The following is a 15,535-nucleotide window of genomic DNA, read 5'->3' on the forward strand; positions in this document are numbered from 1 at the left end:
GCGGCTGACGCTGCGATGCCCGAAGCCAAGCGGCCAGACCCGAAGCGCCGATCCGCGGCGTCGCGTCCGGGCAAGCCGGGCGCCGCGGTTCGGCGCCCCCGCGCCGCCAGGGTTTCCCGGCCCGCGCAGACCTCCACGCACGTCGGGCGCGGCTCGACGCGGACGCTGGCCGAGCAGGTCGTCGAACCCATCAAGCGCCAGATCGCCCAATCCGTCGAACAGCGGGCGGACCAGCGGTTGGGTTTCACCGCGCGGCGCGCGGCAGTGCTGGCCGCGTTGACCTGCGTGCTGACGCTGACCATCGCCGGGCCGGTCCGCACCTACTTCGCGCAACGCACCGAGATGGACCAGCTGACCGCGAGCGAGGCCGCGCTGCGCCGTCAGATCACCGAACTCGAGCAGCAGAAGGACAAGCTCGCCGACCCGGCCTACATCGCGGCGCAGGCCCGCGAGCGTCTGGGTTTCGTGATGCCCGGGGACACGCCGTTTCAGGTGCAACTTCCGCACGGTGAGGCGGGTGCGCCGCAGCCGGGTTCCGCGGCGGCGAAACCGGCCGGCAACCAGCCCTGGTACACCGCGCTGTGGCACACCATCGCCGACGATCCACACCTACCGCCGGCCAAGGCCCCTCAGCCCGAATCCCCTCAGCCCGAAGCCCCTCAGCCCGAAGCCCCTCAGCCGGAAGCCACTCTGCTCCCGGCTGAGCCCGGACCGCCCGGTTCCGTGCCGCCGTCCGCACCGTATCCTGCTGCGCCCGGTGGTTGACCGTGCAGAGCTGGCGGCAGTGGCTCGCCAACTCGGTCGCGCGCCGCGAGGCGTGCTCGAGATCGCCTACCGCTGCCCCAACGGAGAACCGGGTGTGGTGAAGACCGCACCGAGACTTCCTGACGGAACACCGTTTCCGACGTTGTACTATCTCACGCATCCGCTGCTCACCGCGGCCGCGAGCAGACTGGAGACCTCGGGGATGATGCGCGAGATGACCGGGCGGTTGCGGCGGGATCCCGAATTGGCGGCTGCTTACCGGCGGGCCCACGAGTCTTATCTGGCCGAGCGGGATGCGATCGAGCCGCTGGGCACCACGTTCTCCGCCGGGGGGATGCCGGACCGGGTCAAGTGCCTGCACGTGCTGATCGCGCACTCGCTGGCCAAGGGCCCGGGCTGCAATCCACTCGGCGACGAGGTGCTGCGGTCCCTGGCCGCCGAGCCGGCGATGGCGGACGTTGTGGTGAACGCGCAGTGGTGAGCCGGCTGGCGGGAATCGATTGCGGCACCAACTCGATTCGGCTGCTGATCGCCGATTTCGACGACGGCAGGCTGCGCGACGTGCATCGCGAGACTCGGATCGTGCGGCTGGGGCAAGGCGTCGATGCCACCGGACGGCTGGCACCGGACGCGATCGCGCGGACCCGCGCCGCGCTGGCCGATTACGCTGTTCTGCTGGGAGCGCACGGCGCCGAACGGGTCCGGATGGTGGCGACCTCGGCCACGCGCGACGCGTCCAACCGCGACACGTTCTTTGCGATGACGGCCGACGTGCTGGGCGCCGTCATTCCCGGCGCGGTGGCGGAGGTGATCACCGGTGCGCAGGAAGCCGAGTTGTCCTTCCGCGGTGCGGTCGGCGAATTGGACAGTGCCGCAGCGCCTTTTCTGGTTGTCGACCTGGGTGGCGGCTCCACCGAGATCGTGCTCGGCAGCGACGCGGTGGTGGCGAGCTATTCGGCCGACATCGGCTGCGTGCGGTTGACCGAGCGCTGTTTGCACTCCGACCCGCCGACGCCGCGGGAGGTGGCGGCGGCGCGCGAGGTGGTCCGGGAACGGCTCGACGCCGCACTCGGCGTGGTTCCCGTCGAAGCGGCGCGGACCTGGGTCGGCGTGGCCGGCACCATGACAACATTGTCCGCGCTGGCACACGGTATGACGTCGTATAACTCTGCGGCCATTCATCTTTCGCGCATAACCCGTGGCGAACTGCTGGCGGTGTGCGAGCGACTGATCGGCATGACCCGCGCCCGGCGCGCCGAACTCGGCCCCATGCACGAGGGCCGCGCCGACGTGATCGGTGGTGGCGCGATCGTGGTGGAGGAGTTGGCCCGCGAGCTGCGCACCCGCGCCGGCATCGACGAGCTGGTCGTCAGCGAGCACGACATCTTGGACGGCATCGTGCTGTCGATCACCGGCTGACGTCGCACCCGCCACACGCGTCCCTGGAAAAGGCGGCACACCTTGTGCCCGCCTCATAGCGACACTCGCGGCGGTGTCGTACCCGTATGCGACGGTTCCGGCATGGAACTCCACGGAATCGAGCTGCGTTACGCGCTCACCATGTACCTTGCCCACAACGGACGGGCGACGGTCGCCCAGCTGATCAATGCATTGAGCGAGCAGGGATTTCGCATCCGCGGCCGGGCATCGAAGGCCGTGTCCGACGCGTTGCGCTGGGAAACCGGCCGCGACAGGGCGCGCCGGCTCGGCCGGGGACTGTATGGGCCGGGGAGTATCCCGCGCTCGACGGAGTACCGAATGCACCAACGGGTACTCGCGATGCGGGCGGCAGCCAGGTTGTCGCTATGAGGTGGGCACATAGTGTGGCACTCGGTTTCTGTGATCGCTGTGATCGCTGTGATCGCTGTGATCGCTGTGACCGCTGTGACCGCTGTGACCGCTGTGACCGCTGTGACCGCTGTGACCGCTGTGACCGCTGTGACGGACATGACGTCACATTTCGAAACGGTAGCCCATGCCCGACTCGGTCAGCAGGTGTCTCGGGTGCGACGGGTCGTCTTCGAGCTTGCGGCGCAGTTGGGCCAGATAGACACGCAAATAATGGGTTTCGGTGGCATACGCCGGCCCCCAGACCTCCTTGAGCAGTTCCTCGCGGCCGACCAGCTTGCCCCGGTTGCGGACCAGCATTTCGAGCATCCCCCACTCGGTCGGGGTGAGATGCACCTCGGCGCCCTTTCTGGTGACCTTCTTGGCGGCTAGGTCGACGGTGAACGCGTCGGTCTCGATGACGGGTTCCTCGGTATCGGACGCGGCGGCGGCGCGGCGGACCGCAGCACGCAACCGGGCCAGGAACTCGTCCATCCCAAAGGGTTTGGTGACGTAGTCGTCGGCGCCGGCGTCGAGCGCCGCGACTTTGTCCGAGGAGTCGGTTCGCGCCGACAACACGATCACCGGCGCCGTGAGCCAGCCCCGTAGACCGGCCAGCACCTCGATGCCCGAGATGTCGGGCAGGCCGAGGTCGAGGATGACCACGTCGGGCTTGTGTTCGGCCGCGGCACGCAGCGCGCCCGCGCCACTCGACGCAGTGACGACCTCGTAGCCCCGCACCGACAGGTTGATGCGCATCGCGCGCAGGATCTGCGGTTCGTCGTCGATCACCAGGACGCGAGTCGTCATCGGGCCTCCTGCGGCGCGGCCAGGTCCACGACGACGGTGAGTCCGCCTCCCGGGGTGTCGCCCGCCTGGATGGTGCCGCCCATCGCTTCGGTGAAGCCTCGCGCCACCGACATTCCCAGCCCCACCCCGGTGGTGTTGTCGTGATCGCCCAACCGCTGAAACGCTGAGAACAGTTGGTCTTCGGTTCCGTGCTGGATCCCGGGGCCTTCGTCGATGACGTTGATCAGGACGCGATCACCGACCCGTCCCGCGTTGACGCGGACCACGCAGCCGGGCGCGTACCGCAGCGCGTTGTCGATGAGGTTGGCCAGAACGCGTTCGAGCAGTCCGGCATCGGCCAGCGCCACGGTGTCACCGACGTCGACCTTGACCCGATCGATGGCGGATCGGTAGAAACCGGTGGCGCCCTTGCCGATGCTGACCAGCGCACGCTGCACCGTCTCTTCGAGGTACACCCGGCGCAGCTCCGGATGAACCACGCCGGCAGCCAGGCGGGAGGAATCGAGCAGGTTTCCGACCAGTGCGGTCAGCTGGTCGACGGACTCCTCGATGGTGGCCAGCAGTTCGGCGGTGTCGGCGGGGGAGAAGGCCACATCGTCGGCGCGCAGGCTGGAGACGGCGACTTTGGCGGCTGCCAGCGGTGTGCGCAGGTCGTGGCTGACCGCCGAGAGCAGCGACCGGCGCAGCTCGTCGGCCCGCATGATCGCCTCCGCCCGGCCGGCCTCTTCGGCCAGCTCGCCCTGACGGGCCAGTCCGGCCGCCTGCCCGGCCACCGCGCTCAGCACCCGGCGATCGCGTGCGGAGAGCTTCCTGCCGGCCAAAAGCATCCAATACTCGTGGAAATCTCGGTCGCCGACCTCGATCGCGGTGTCCGCGGAATCGACGGTCAGGCAAGGGTCTTTGCCGACGCAGGCCACGATGTGGCTCGTCTTGCCGGCTGCGTGGCCTGGGTCGCCGCGCTCCTGCAGCAGGCTGACCGCACGCTGGGAGTAGGTTTCCCGCACACGTTCCAGCAGCGTCTCGAGATCGGCGCCGCGCAGCACGGACCCGGCGAACAGCGTGAGCAGTTCGGCCTCCTGGGACGCGCGCCGGGCCTCCCGGGTGCGTTTGGCCGCGCCGTCGACGAGCACCGCGACCGCCACGGCGACGAGCAGTAGCACCACCTCGGTGACGGCGGCATCAGGGGCGGCGATGGTGAACGTATGACGGGGCGCGGTCAGGAAATAGTTCAACAGCAGGCTGGACACCACGGCCGAAAACACTGCGGGGGCCACGCCACCCAGCAAGGCGACTGCCACCACGCCGACGAAGAACAGCGCGCTGGCACCGCTGGTCTGCAGGTACTGGTCGAGCGTGGACACCGTGACCGCACAGATGACCGAGGGAACCACAAACGCGGCCAGCCACGAGGTGACCCGTCGCTCGCGGCGGCTCAGCGACGCCGCGCGGAAGCCTCGTTTGGACTCCTCGTGGGTGACCAGGTGCACGTCGATCTTGCCGGACACCTCGACGACCCTCAGCCCGATGCCCTCCTCGAAAAGGCGCGCCCAGCGGGAGCGCCGCGACGTGCCGATCACAAGCTGAGTGGCGTTGCGTTCCCGGGCGAAGTCGAGCAGGGCCGCGGGTACGTCGTCACCGACCACGGTGTGCAGCGACGCGTCCAGGCTGTTGGCCAGCTCGCGGATCTTGGCCATCCGGGACCCCGAGAGTCCGGCGAGCCCGTCGCCACGGACGACGTGGACCACCATCAGCTCGGCGCTGGACTTCGACGCGATCCGGGATGCCCGCCGCACCAAGGTCTCCGATTCAGGGCCGCCGGTGACGGCCACCACGACCCGCTCCCGCGCCTCCCAGGTGGCGGTGATCTTGTGCTCCGCCCGGTATGTCGCCAGCGCGGTGTCCACCTGGTCGGCCAGCCACAGCAGCGCCAATTCCCTCAGCGCGGTGAGGTTTCCCCGCCGGAAATAGTTGGACAGTGCCGCGTCGACCCTTTCAGGGGTGTAGACGTTTCCATGGGAAAGTCTGCGGCGCAACGCTTCCGGGGTGATGTCGATGAGCTCGACCTGCGCGGCCTCGCGCACGACCGAATCCGGCACCGTCTCCCGCTGTTCGATGCCCGTGATCTGGGCGACGACGTCGTTGAGGCTCTCCAGATGCTGCACGTTGACGGTGGAGATCACCGTGATCCCGGCGTCGAGCAATTCCTCGACGTCCTGCCAGCGTTTGGCGTTCTTGCTGCCCGGTGTGTTGGTGTGGGCGAGTTCGTCGACCAGGACGACCTGCGGATGGCGGGCCAGTACGGCCGGCACGTCGAGTTCGGAGAACCTGCCGCCGCGATAGTCGAGGTAGCGCGGCGCGATGACTTCTATGCCCTCAAGCAGTTCCGCGGTTTTCGCGCGCCCATGGGTCTCCACCACGCCGGCCACCAGGTCGGTGCCGCGCTCACGTCGACGATGGGCCTCGCCGAGCATGGCATAGGTTTTACCCACCCCCGGGGCCGCGCCGAGGTAGATGCGCAGCTCTCCGCGCTTGGGTGGGTGATCGCTCACATCAACCATCATCCCCCAGCGCTCAGTCGGGCAGCGGATACCAGTGGTCGAGCGCCAGGTTGAGCTGCAGCACGTTGACGGCTGGTTCGCCGAGAAACCCGAGGGCGCGCCCATTCCGGTGCTGCGCCACGAGCTTGCTGATCTGCTCCGGGCTGACCCGGCGCGCCCTGGCCACCCGAGCCACCTGCAGGTCGGCGTAGGCGGGCGAGATGTTCGGGTCCAGACCGCTGCCGCTGGCTGTGACGGCGTCGGCGGGCACGACCGGGTCGGCGGGCGCGCTGCCGCGGACGGGCACGATCTGTCCGATCGAGTAGTCCTCGTGTGAGTGGGGGCCGTTCTCGGCGCACTCGACCCGCACTCCCTCGTAACTGGCCAGAAACGGCGTGGACGTCGCTGCGCAGGGCTCGTTGACGCTGACCACCCGGGTGGGCGCGGCGACGTCACCGCGCGCGTCGCGCGGGCCGATGACCGAAAGCACCGCGCCCACACCGCCGCCCGTGCAGAACGGCCGCGACCCGTCCACACCTTCCAGGCGCCCCACCGCCATGCTGCGCGTGCACACCTGCGTGAGCAGGCTCGGCTTGCCCCCATCAGCGCCGGATGCGTCAACGATGTTCTCCGGGCCGAGGTTGCTCGCACCCGAGGACAGCGGGTCGTAGCCCTCGCCCGCCGCTGAGGGCCGGCTCTGGAAGTACTGCGGCAGCGGGTGGCCGTCGGAGTCGGTGAACAGCTGACCGATCAGCCTGCTACCGACCGGCTTGCCGTCGGCGGTCAGGATCGACCCCTCGGCCTTGTCGTGCAGTCCCGGTATCTGGGCGACCAGCCAGATGAACAGCGGGTACGCCAGACCAGTGACCACGGTCAGCACCAGCAGCACACGCAGGGCCGCCCAGTGGATGCGGACCAATCCAGAGATCTTCATGTCAGGACATCCCGGGGACGAATTGGACGATCAGGTCGATCAGCTTGATGCCGAGGAACGGGGCGACGATGCCGCCGAGCCCGTACACGGAGAGGTTGCGGCTCAACAGTTTCGACGCGCTGCTCGGCGTATAGCGCACGCCCCGCAGTGACAGTGGGATCAGTGCCACGATGATGATCGCGTTGAAGATCACCGCGGACAGGATCGCCGACTGCGGGCTGTGCAGCCGCATGATGTTGAGCAGGTCCAGCCCGGGGAACAGGGCGACGAACATGGCTGGGATGATCGCGAAGTACTTCGCGATGTCGTTGGCGATCGAGAAGGTGGTGAGCGCGCCGCGGGTGATCAGCAGCTGCTTGCCGATCTCGACGATCTCGATGAGCTTGGTCGGGTCGGAGTCCAGATCCACCATGTTGCCGGCCTCTTTGGCGGCCGAGGTGCCGGTGTTCATCGCCACGCCCACGTCGGCCTGCGCCAGGGCCGGCGCGTCGTTGGTGCCGTCACCGGTCATCGCGACCAGCCTGCCGCCTTCCTGCTCGCGCTTGATCAGCGCGAGCTTGTCCTCGGGCGTTGCCTCGGCGAGGAAGTCGTCGACGCCGGCCTCGTCGGCGATCGCCTTGGCGGTCAACGGATTGTCGCCGGTGATCATCACCGTGCGGATGCCCATGCGGCGCATCTCGTCGAACCGGTCGCGCATGCCCTGCTTGACGACGTCTTTGAGGTGGATCACGCCGAGCACCCTTGCTTCCCGGTCGCCCTTTCCGTCGCGGCTCTCCCCGACGACCAGCGGTGTGCCGCCGCAAGCGGAGATGCCGTCGACGATCTCACCGAGTTGGGCGGGGACCGTGCCGCCTTGTCCGCGAACCCATTCCGCGACCGAGTTGGCGGCTCCCTTGCGCAGCTCGTGGCCGTCGAGGTCGACCCCCGACATCCGGGTCGTGGCGGAGAACGCCACCCAGTGGGCGTTCGAGAGCTCGCCGGGGGTGCGCGCGCGCAGCCCGAACCGCTCCTTGGCGAACACGACGACCGAACGTCCCTCCGGCGTTTCGTCGGCGAAGCTGGACAATTGCGCGGCGTCGGCCAGCTGGTCGGGGGAGACGCCGTCGACCGGGAGGAAGGCGGCCGCCTGCCGGTTGCCCAGGGTGATGGTGCCGGTCTTGTCGAGCAGCAGCGTGTTCACGTCGCCCGCGGCCTCGACGGCGCGACCGGACATCGCGAGCACGTTGCGCTGCACCAGCCGGTCCATCCCGGCGATGCCGATGGCCGACAGCAGCGCGCCGATGGTCGTCGGGATCAGGCACACCAGCAACGACACCATCACGATGCCGGTCACGCCGCCTGAGCCCAGCGCCTGCGTGTTCGGGACACCGGGATTGTTGGCCTTGGAGTAGATCGCCAGTGGCTGCAGGGTCGCGACGGCGAAGACGAAGATGATCGTCAGGGCGGCCAGCAGGATGTTCAGCGCGATCTCGTTGGGCGTCTTCTGCCGGTTGGCGCCCTCGACGAGCGCGATCATCCGGTCGATGAAGCTGTGCCCGGGCTTCTGGGTGATCGTGACGACGATCCGGTCGCTCAGCACGGTGGTGCCGCCGGTGACCGCCGACCGGTCCCCGCCGGATTCCCGGATCACCGGCGCCGATTCGCCCGTGATCGCCGATTCATCTACGGAGGCGATGCCTTCCAGTACATCGCCGTCGCCCGGGATCACCTGCCCGGCCTCGACGACGACGATGTCGCCCCGTTGCAGTTCGGGTGCGGGAACTTCTTCTTCCACGCCATCCGAGGTCGCAGTGCCGGGTTCCCAGTCCTTGAGCCGCCGGGCCATGGTCTGGGTCTTGGCCTTGCGCAGGGATTCGGCCTGCGCCTTGCCCCGACCCTCGGCCACCGCCTCCGCGAGGTTGGCGAACAGCACGGTCAGCCACAGCCAGATCATGATCAGCCAGGCGAACCACGTCGGGTTGAGCACCGCCAGCACGGTGCTCCAGACGGCGCCGACTTCCACGACGAACATCACGGGGTTGCGCCACAGCGTGCGCGGGTCGAGTTTGCGCATCGCCTGTGGCACGGACCGCCACAGCATCGTGGGATCGAGCAGGCCGCCCCGTGCCTGTTCGCGGCCCGAATGAGTCCCCGTCATCAGTGCATTCCTTCGGCGAGAGGCCCGAGCGCCAGCATCGGCAGAAACGTGAGGGCGACCAGGATCAGCGTGACACCGGCGACCATCCCGACGAACTGCGGCCCATGAGTGGGCAGCGTGCCGACCGATGCCGGCGTGGTGCCCTGTTTGGCCAGCGAGCCGGCCAGGGCGAGCACCAGCACGATCGGCGCGAATCTGCCGAACACCATGGCCAGCCCCAGCGCGGTGTTGTACCAGTCGGTGTCGGCGGACAGCCCCGCGAAGGCCGACCCGTTGTTGTTGGCGGCCGAGGTGAACGCGTACAGCACTTCCGACAGGCCGTGCGGGCCGCCGTTGAGCATCGCCGCGCGTTCGCCCGGCAGCGCCATCGCGGTCGCGGTGCCGACCAGCACGATGAGCGGCGTGACCAGGAAATACGTTGCGGCGAACTTGATTTCGCGGGGAGTGATCTTCTTACCGAGGTATTCCGGCGTGCGGCCCACCATCAGCCCCGCGATGAACACGGTGATCACCGCAAGGATCAGCATGCCGTACAGGCCGGACCCCACGCCGCCGGGCGCGACCTCGCCGAGCTGCATGTCGAACATCGTCATCATGCCCCCGAGGCTGGTGTAGGAGTCGTGGAACGAGTCGACGGCCCCGCACGACGTCAGCGTGGTCGTCACGGCGAACACGGCCGAGTCGGCGACGCCGAAACGCTGTTCGACCCCCTCCATCGCCGCGCTGGCCGAACCCGGCACGGTGCCGTGGTGCTGCAGCTGCATCCACATCGTCGCGCTGAAGCTGAGCAGCGCCAGCGTCGCCATGACGCCGGCGATCGCGAAGCCCTGCCGGGTGCTGCCGACCATGCGGCCGAACGTCCGGGGCAGGGAGAACGCGATCACCGCGATCAGGAAGATCTCCAGCCAGTTGGTCCAGGACGTCGGATTCTCGAACGGGTGCGCGGAGTTGGCGTTGTAGAAGCCGCCGCCGTTGGTGCCGAGTTCCTTGATGGCCTCCTGGCTGGCGACCGGTCCGCCGGTGATGGTCTGCTTGGCGCCGCCCAGGGTGGTGACGACCTGGTCGTCGAGGTGGAAGTTCTGGATCGCGCCGCCGGCGATCAGCACGGCCGCGCCGAGCGTCGCGATGGGCAACAGGATGCGCAGTGTGCCGCGGACCAGGTCCACCCAGAAGTTTCCCAGATCAGTGGTGCGCTTGCGGGCGAACCCGCGTACCAGCGCGATCGCCACCGCCATGCCGACCGCGGCCGAGGCGAAGTTCTGCACGGCCAGCCCGGCCATCTGCACCAGATGGCCCTGCGTCGACTCGCCCGAGTAGGCCTGCCAGTTGGTGTTGGTGACGAAGCTGACCGCGGTGTTCCATGCCAGCGACGGGGTCATGGCGGTGGCCGGGTGGTGCAGATGCAACGGCAACCTGTCCTGCACGAGCTGGAACACGAACAGGAAGAGGATGCTGACCGCCGAGAACGCCAGGACGCTGCGGGCGTAGGCGCCCCACGTCTGCTCCGAGCGCGAATCGACACCGATCAGTCGGTACACAAACCGCTCGACCGGGGAATCCCGCTCCGAGGAGTAGACCCGAAACATGTAGTCGCCGAGGGGCACATGCACCAGCACCAGCGCCGCGGCGAGGACGGCCAGAAAGACGATGCCCGCGGGCGTGGCGCCCACTAGAAGCGCTCCGGGAGCAGCAGGGCGCCAAACAGGAAGAGCGCCAGCAGGATCGACAGCAGCAGGCCGACGGTGTTTTCGTAGCTCACAGCCGTTCGACCAATTTCTGCGCCCAGCCGAGCACGGCGAACACCGCCACTGTCAGCACGACGAACGCCAGCACGCCCATCCCGTCTCCTTTCCTCGCCAGTTCGTGTCACGTGTCGAGGCGCACGTCAGGGTGAACGTAGACGGCGCCGCTCCGGAAGGGCCATCGGTCGGGAAGTTTCCTAACGACTTCCTAACGCCCTCGGCGCAGCGTTATGCCCGTAATCGGGGGTGGGCGGCTCGATCATCGGGAGCCGCACGCGAAAGACCGTTCGGCCGTCGGCGGATTCGGCGCTGACAGTGCCCTTGTGCGCCTTGACGATCGAACTGACGATGGCCAGTCCGAGCCCGATGCCCGACCCGTTCGACCTGGACGGGTCCGCTCGGGCGAACCGCTCGAACAGCCGAGGGAGCAGTTCCTGGTCGATCCCGGGCCCGTCGTCGGCAACACTGAGTTCGGTGTAGGGCGCTTCGGGGCCGCTCTGGTGGCAGGTGATGCCGGTCGTCACGGTGACGCGCGGCGGCGTGTGCACCCGGGCATTGCCGAGCAGGTTGCTGACCAGCTGGTGAAGCCGGGCGGGGTCACCGCGGACCCACACCGGCCGGTCGGGCAGCTCCGTGACCCATCGGTGGGTCGGCGCCGCGACCGCCGCGTCGTTGACCGCGTCGGTCACCAGCCCGGCCAGATCCACGTCTTCGGGATGCAGGTCCACGCCTTCCCCCAGCCGCGACAACAGCAGCAACTCCTCGACGAGCAGCGCCATGCGCTGTGCCTCCGACTCGATGCGGGCCAGTGCGTATTCGGTGGTCGGCGGCAACTCCGAGCTGTCCTGGCGGGTCAACTCGGCGTAGCCCTGGATCGCCGCGAGCGGCGTGCGCAGCTCGTGGCTGGCGTCGGTGATGAATTGGCGCATCCGCAGATCGGATTCGGCGCGATACGCCAGCGCGCTGTCGACATTGTCCAGCAACCGGTTGAGGGTGTTTCCGACGATCCCGACTTCGTTGTCCGGGTCGGTGTCCTCCGGTGAAACCCGGACGCTGATGCGCTGGTCGCCGTTGGTCAGCGACATGGCGGCGACCTCCGCCGCCGTGGCGGTCAGCCTGCGCAGCGGGCGCAGTGTGTACCCGACCACCCAGACAGTCAGCGCCGCGGTCACCGCGAGGGCGGCCGCGACCAGCGCCGCGGTGGTGACCTGCTTGCGGGTCATGATTTTGTCGGCCCGCTGCAGCGACAGCCCGACCACAAGCCGGTCCGATCCGGCGAGGTGACTGGCCACCCGATAGGTGCCCAGACTGCCGAGGTGTTCTGTCCGTGGCCGCCCATCGGTCTGCGACCGCGCTTGCAGCACCCGCACCACGTCGGGCGGTGCGGGACGTGCTTCGGCCTCGGAGAAGACCGCCGACCCGACGACTGTCCCGTTGTGCAGCACGGCGATCAGGTTGCCCGGTGTCTGGTCGGTGAACTCCAGCATGGCCTGCCCCAGTGGTGGGACGCCCGCATGCTCCCAGCTGTGATCGCCGTTACGGTACCGGTGGTAGGAGTTGCTCAACGCCTCCAGGGATTCGGCGACGTCTTCGTCGTTCATTGCGGTGACGTAGCCGCGCAGGCTGACCACCGAGACGACGCCGACGGCTACCAGGACCACGCTGACCACGGCCAGCACTCCCAGCAGCAACTGGCGGCGCAGCGACCGGGGGAGCCACCACGGCGTGTTGCGCTGCCGGATCATTCCGGTGGCCGCAGCAGGTATCCGACGCCGCGCACGGTGTGGATCATCGGCTCCCTGCCGGAGTCGATTTTTTTCCTCAGGTAGGAGATGTACAAGTCGACGATGCTGGTACGGCCCGCGAAGTCGTAGTTCCAGACCCGGTCGAGGATCTCGGTGCGGCTCAGCACCCGGCGAGGATTGCGCATGAGGAATCGGAGCAACTCGAACTCGGTCGAGGACAGCGACACCTGCGTGCCGTCACGGGTGACCTCGCGGCTGGCGGCGTCGACTCGCAGTTCGCCGACCTCGAGCGTCTCCGTGGTCGGCGCGGGCTGCCGGCTGGAACGGCGCAGCAGTCCGCGCAGCCGGGCGACCAACTCCTCGAGGCTGAACGGCTTGGTCATGTAGTCGTCGGCGCCCGCCGTCAGGCCCGTGACCCGGTCCATCACCGAGTCGCGCGCGGTCAGAAACAGCGTCGGGGTGTAGGTGTCCGCCTCGCGGACCCGATCCAGAATCCGCAGCCCGTCGACGTCGGGCAGCATGATGTCGAGAACCAGCACGTCGGGATTGATCGTGTCGAATTTCGCTATGCCGTCGCGCCCGTTGTGGGCGACTTCGACAACCCAGCCCTCGTAGTGCAGCGCCATCCTCACCAGGTTGGTCAGCGCGGGCTCGTCGTCCACCAGCAAAACCCGGATCGGTGATCCGTCGGCGCGGTAGATCCGGGGCAGCTGGCCGAGAACGGCTTGGCGCGGCCGCTGGCTGCCTGCGTGTCGCGACATTGCAGTCATGATCCCGCATTTTCGCAAGTGTCACACGCGGTTGTCACGAAGTTCATAGAGTTCTCAAATGAAACGGTGCCCGGCGAGCGGCCGGAGGGACCGGACAAATATGTGTTGTATATGCGTTGTATCAGAGCGCTTGAGATCGGCCGAATTCCTAAAAATACTGGGATGCATGGTCGTTAGCCTAACGAAGCGGAGTTTTTCTCAGGTGAGGCTCACCAAATCGTTGGCGCGAGAACAATTTTCGATGATCATCAGCCGCTGTCCTTTGGCGGACGCCGTCGTCACCTCATGTGTGCGCGGGACGGCGGGGGACAACGGGGTCCGGGCTTCCGTTAACAAAAGGTTACGTTCCGTGACGAATGTCGTTAGATCCAAATGTGTTTCCTGGACCAGCCGGTGACCGGGCCGCTTCTGCCGCAACCGGCGCCGCACCGCGCCGCGGTGGCTGACCATAATCCCACTCTGGCGGGTCCTGCGCGGCCCGCGCACGCGTGGCGCCGGCTGGCCACCGACCGCGTCCCGGGGCGGTGTGACGGCTCGCCGGGCCGCAGCCGCCGTCGTGGTGGCGCAGTGCCGGCGGGTCGTCGTCCCGTTGCCGGCCCGATGGGGTGGCCGACGGCGAGGCGTCCGCATACGTGTGGCGTGTGACATAGCTGGCAAACAAATAACGGAACAAGCGAGGGAGAAGAATGGATTTCGGGGCATTGCCGCCGGAAATCAACTCGAGCCGGATGTATGCGGGCCCGGGGCCGGGAACGATGCTGGCCGCCTCCGCGGGCTGGGAGTCGCTGGCCGCCGAACTGCAGGATGCCGCCAACGGGTACCAGTCGGTGATCACGGGTCTGACCGACGAGTCGTGGACGGGCCCGACGTCGACGGCGATGGCGGCCGCCGTCGCACCCTATGTGACGTGGATGCGGGCCACCGCCGAGCAATGCCAGCTGGCCGCCACCCAGGCCACCTCCGCCGCGGCGGCGTACGAGACGGCCTATGGGCTGACGGTGCCGCCGCCGGTGGTGGTGGCCAACCGGGTTCAGCTGGCCACGCTGGTGGCGACCAACTTCCTGGGCCAGAACACGCCGGCGATCATGGCCACCGAGGCGCAGTACGCCGAGATGTGGGCACAGGATGCGACGGCGATGTACAACTATGCCGCCAGCTCGGCAATGGCCTCCGCCTTCAAGACGTTCCTGTCACCGCCCCAGACCACGAATCCGGCGGGCGTCTCCGGGCAGGCCGGCACGGTCGCCCATGCGACGGCGACCCAGGTCGCCGGCCACGCCCATACGACGTCCCAGCTGTTCTCCTCGGTGCCGCAAACCCTGCAGGGCCTGGCCAACCCCGGATCGACGTCCGGGGTTTCCGGTATGGCGATGGGCGACGGGGCGTCGATGGCGTCGGCCGCGTACTCGCCACTGAGCTCGTTGACGTCGGTGGCCAACGGGCCCGGCAAGAGCGCCGCGAAAGCCGCCGCCACCGCCGCGTCGGGCACCACTTCCGCTTCCGCGCTGAGCGGACTGGCGGGCGCCTTGGCGTCGCCGGAGGGCGTGGTGCTGGGCACCAGCCTCGGCGTGTTCGGGGACGTGGGCGGCTCGATCTCCGATGTCGGTGGCGTCGGCTTCGATCTCTACGGCCTGGGCCTCGACTATCAGGGACTGGCGCTGGACCTGCAGGGCGCCGGCTCGATCATCGGGGCCGAGGGTGGCGGCGGGTTGGGAGCGCTGGGCGACCTGGGCGGCGTCGGGGGCCTGGGGGGTCTGGGCGAAGGCGCGTCGGCCAGTGTGGGCCAGGCGGCCTCGCTCGGGACCTTGTCCGTGCCGCAGAGCTGGGCCGGCACGGTCTCCTCGGTCGCACCGCTGCCCGCGATGGACGCCAACATGATGCCGGGCGGATGGGGTGCGGCGACCAGCGCCACCCCCGTGTCGACGACCGGCGTGTCCAAGCTCCCGCTGGGCGGGATGATCGGACGCGAGGCCGACGGCGCGGTGCAGCGGGTCGGATTCCGGCCCTCGCTGATCCCGCGGTCGCCGGTGGCCGGGTAACGGCTGGCGCGGCGAACCAAGAAAGGGGCCCGCACACCCAAGGTGTGCGGGCCCCTTCGTGGAAAAGGTCGCGTCAGGCCCAGCTGGAGCCGACGGCCGAGTCGGTGCTGGCCATGTTGGAACCGGCGCTTTGCACCTTCTGCCCGTGGGAGTTGGCCTGCTCGTAGATCACCTGGAAGTTGCGACCCAACTGGGTGATGAACTCCTGGCAGGCCACCGAACCCGAACC

The 15,535-nt window shown here is 68.4% G+C and carries 14 protein-coding genes; 5 read left to right on the forward strand and 9 right to left on the reverse strand.

Features of this window, described 5'->3' with window-relative positions:
* Positions 1-15: 15 nt before the first annotated feature.
* The 4 genes from AC2VOK_RS18360 (at position 16) to AC2VOK_RS18375 (ending at position 2,574) form a co-directional block, all read left to right on the forward strand.
* Positions 16-765: a septum formation initiator family protein gene (locus AC2VOK_RS18360; RefSeq protein WP_428901746.1), complete on the forward strand. Its 750-nt coding sequence runs from the start codon at positions 16-18 to the stop codon at positions 763-765.
* Entirely contained in the window at positions 758-1,246 is a 489-nt protein-coding gene (locus AC2VOK_RS18365; RefSeq protein WP_428901747.1) for a DUF501 domain-containing protein, read from the forward strand. Before AC2VOK_RS18360 ends, AC2VOK_RS18365 begins: the two co-directional genes overlap by 8 nt.
* Complete coding sequence (locus AC2VOK_RS18370; protein WP_428901748.1) at positions 1,240-2,184, forward strand: Ppx/GppA phosphatase family protein; 945 nt, start codon at positions 1,240-1,242, stop codon at positions 2,182-2,184. The genes AC2VOK_RS18365 and AC2VOK_RS18370 overlap by 7 nt, the downstream gene beginning before the upstream one ends.
* Positions 2,185-2,286: 102 nt before the next feature.
* Positions 2,287-2,574: a hypothetical protein gene (locus tag AC2VOK_RS18375; protein WP_421530137.1), complete on the forward strand. Its 288-nt coding sequence runs from the start codon at positions 2,287-2,289 to the stop codon at positions 2,572-2,574.
* Positions 2,575-2,718: 144 nt separating this feature from the next.
* Here the strand turns inward: AC2VOK_RS18375 and AC2VOK_RS18380 are convergent, their stop codons facing one another.
* From AC2VOK_RS18380 to AC2VOK_RS18415, 8 genes are all read right to left on the reverse strand, one after another.
* Positions 2,719-3,402, reverse strand: coding sequence for a response regulator (locus AC2VOK_RS18380; protein ID WP_428901749.1), 684 nt, complete (start codon positions 3,400-3,402; stop codon positions 2,719-2,721).
* Positions 3,399-5,963 carry a DUF4118 domain-containing protein gene (locus AC2VOK_RS18385; protein WP_428901750.1) on the reverse strand — a complete coding sequence of 855 codons (2,565 nt, stop codon included), beginning with the start codon at positions 5,961-5,963 and terminating at the stop codon, positions 3,399-3,401. The genes AC2VOK_RS18380 and AC2VOK_RS18385 overlap by 4 nt, the downstream gene beginning before the upstream one ends.
* Before the next feature lie 10 nt (positions 5,964-5,973).
* Positions 5,974-6,873, reverse strand: coding sequence for a potassium-transporting ATPase subunit C (locus AC2VOK_RS18390; protein ID WP_428901751.1), 900 nt, complete (start codon positions 6,871-6,873; stop codon positions 5,974-5,976).
* 1 nt (position 6,874) lies between these two features.
* Entirely contained in the window at positions 6,875-9,010 is a 2,136-nt protein-coding gene (gene kdpB / locus AC2VOK_RS18395) for a potassium-transporting ATPase subunit KdpB (protein ID WP_428901752.1), read from the reverse strand.
* Positions 9,010-10,680 carry a potassium-transporting ATPase subunit KdpA gene (gene kdpA, locus AC2VOK_RS18400; RefSeq protein ID WP_428901753.1) on the reverse strand — a complete coding sequence of 557 codons (1,671 nt, stop codon included), beginning with the start codon at positions 10,678-10,680 and terminating at the stop codon, positions 9,010-9,012. Before kdpA ends, kdpB begins: the two co-directional genes overlap by 1 nt.
* Positions 10,680-10,769, reverse strand: coding sequence for a potassium-transporting ATPase subunit F (locus tag AC2VOK_RS18405; RefSeq protein WP_428901754.1), 90 nt, complete (start codon positions 10,767-10,769; stop codon positions 10,680-10,682). Before AC2VOK_RS18405 ends, kdpA begins: the two co-directional genes overlap by 1 nt.
* 180 nt (positions 10,770-10,949) lie before the next feature.
* Positions 10,950-12,497 carry a sensor histidine kinase gene (locus tag AC2VOK_RS18410; protein WP_428901755.1) on the reverse strand — a complete coding sequence of 516 codons (1,548 nt, stop codon included), beginning with the start codon at positions 12,495-12,497 and terminating at the stop codon, positions 10,950-10,952.
* On the reverse strand, positions 12,494-13,267 hold the full coding sequence (locus AC2VOK_RS18415) for a response regulator transcription factor (RefSeq protein WP_428901756.1): 774 nt from the start codon (positions 13,265-13,267) through the stop codon (positions 12,494-12,496). Before AC2VOK_RS18415 ends, AC2VOK_RS18410 begins: the two co-directional genes overlap by 4 nt.
* Before the next feature lie 686 nt (positions 13,268-13,953).
* Here AC2VOK_RS18415 and AC2VOK_RS18420 point away from each other — a divergent pair.
* The gene (locus AC2VOK_RS18420) at positions 13,954-15,306 is read left to right on the forward strand and encodes a PPE family protein, SVP subgroup (RefSeq protein ID WP_428901757.1); all 1,353 of its coding nucleotides are present in this window, start codon (positions 13,954-13,956) and stop codon (positions 15,304-15,306) included.
* Between the two features lie 73 nt (positions 15,307-15,379).
* Here AC2VOK_RS18420 and AC2VOK_RS18425 read toward each other — a convergent pair.
* On the reverse strand, positions 15,380-15,535 hold a 156-nt coding region (locus tag AC2VOK_RS18425; RefSeq protein WP_428901759.1), incomplete at its 5' end, for a WXG100 family type VII secretion target.

The organism is Mycobacterium sp. TH-M116 (assembly GCF_057473685.1).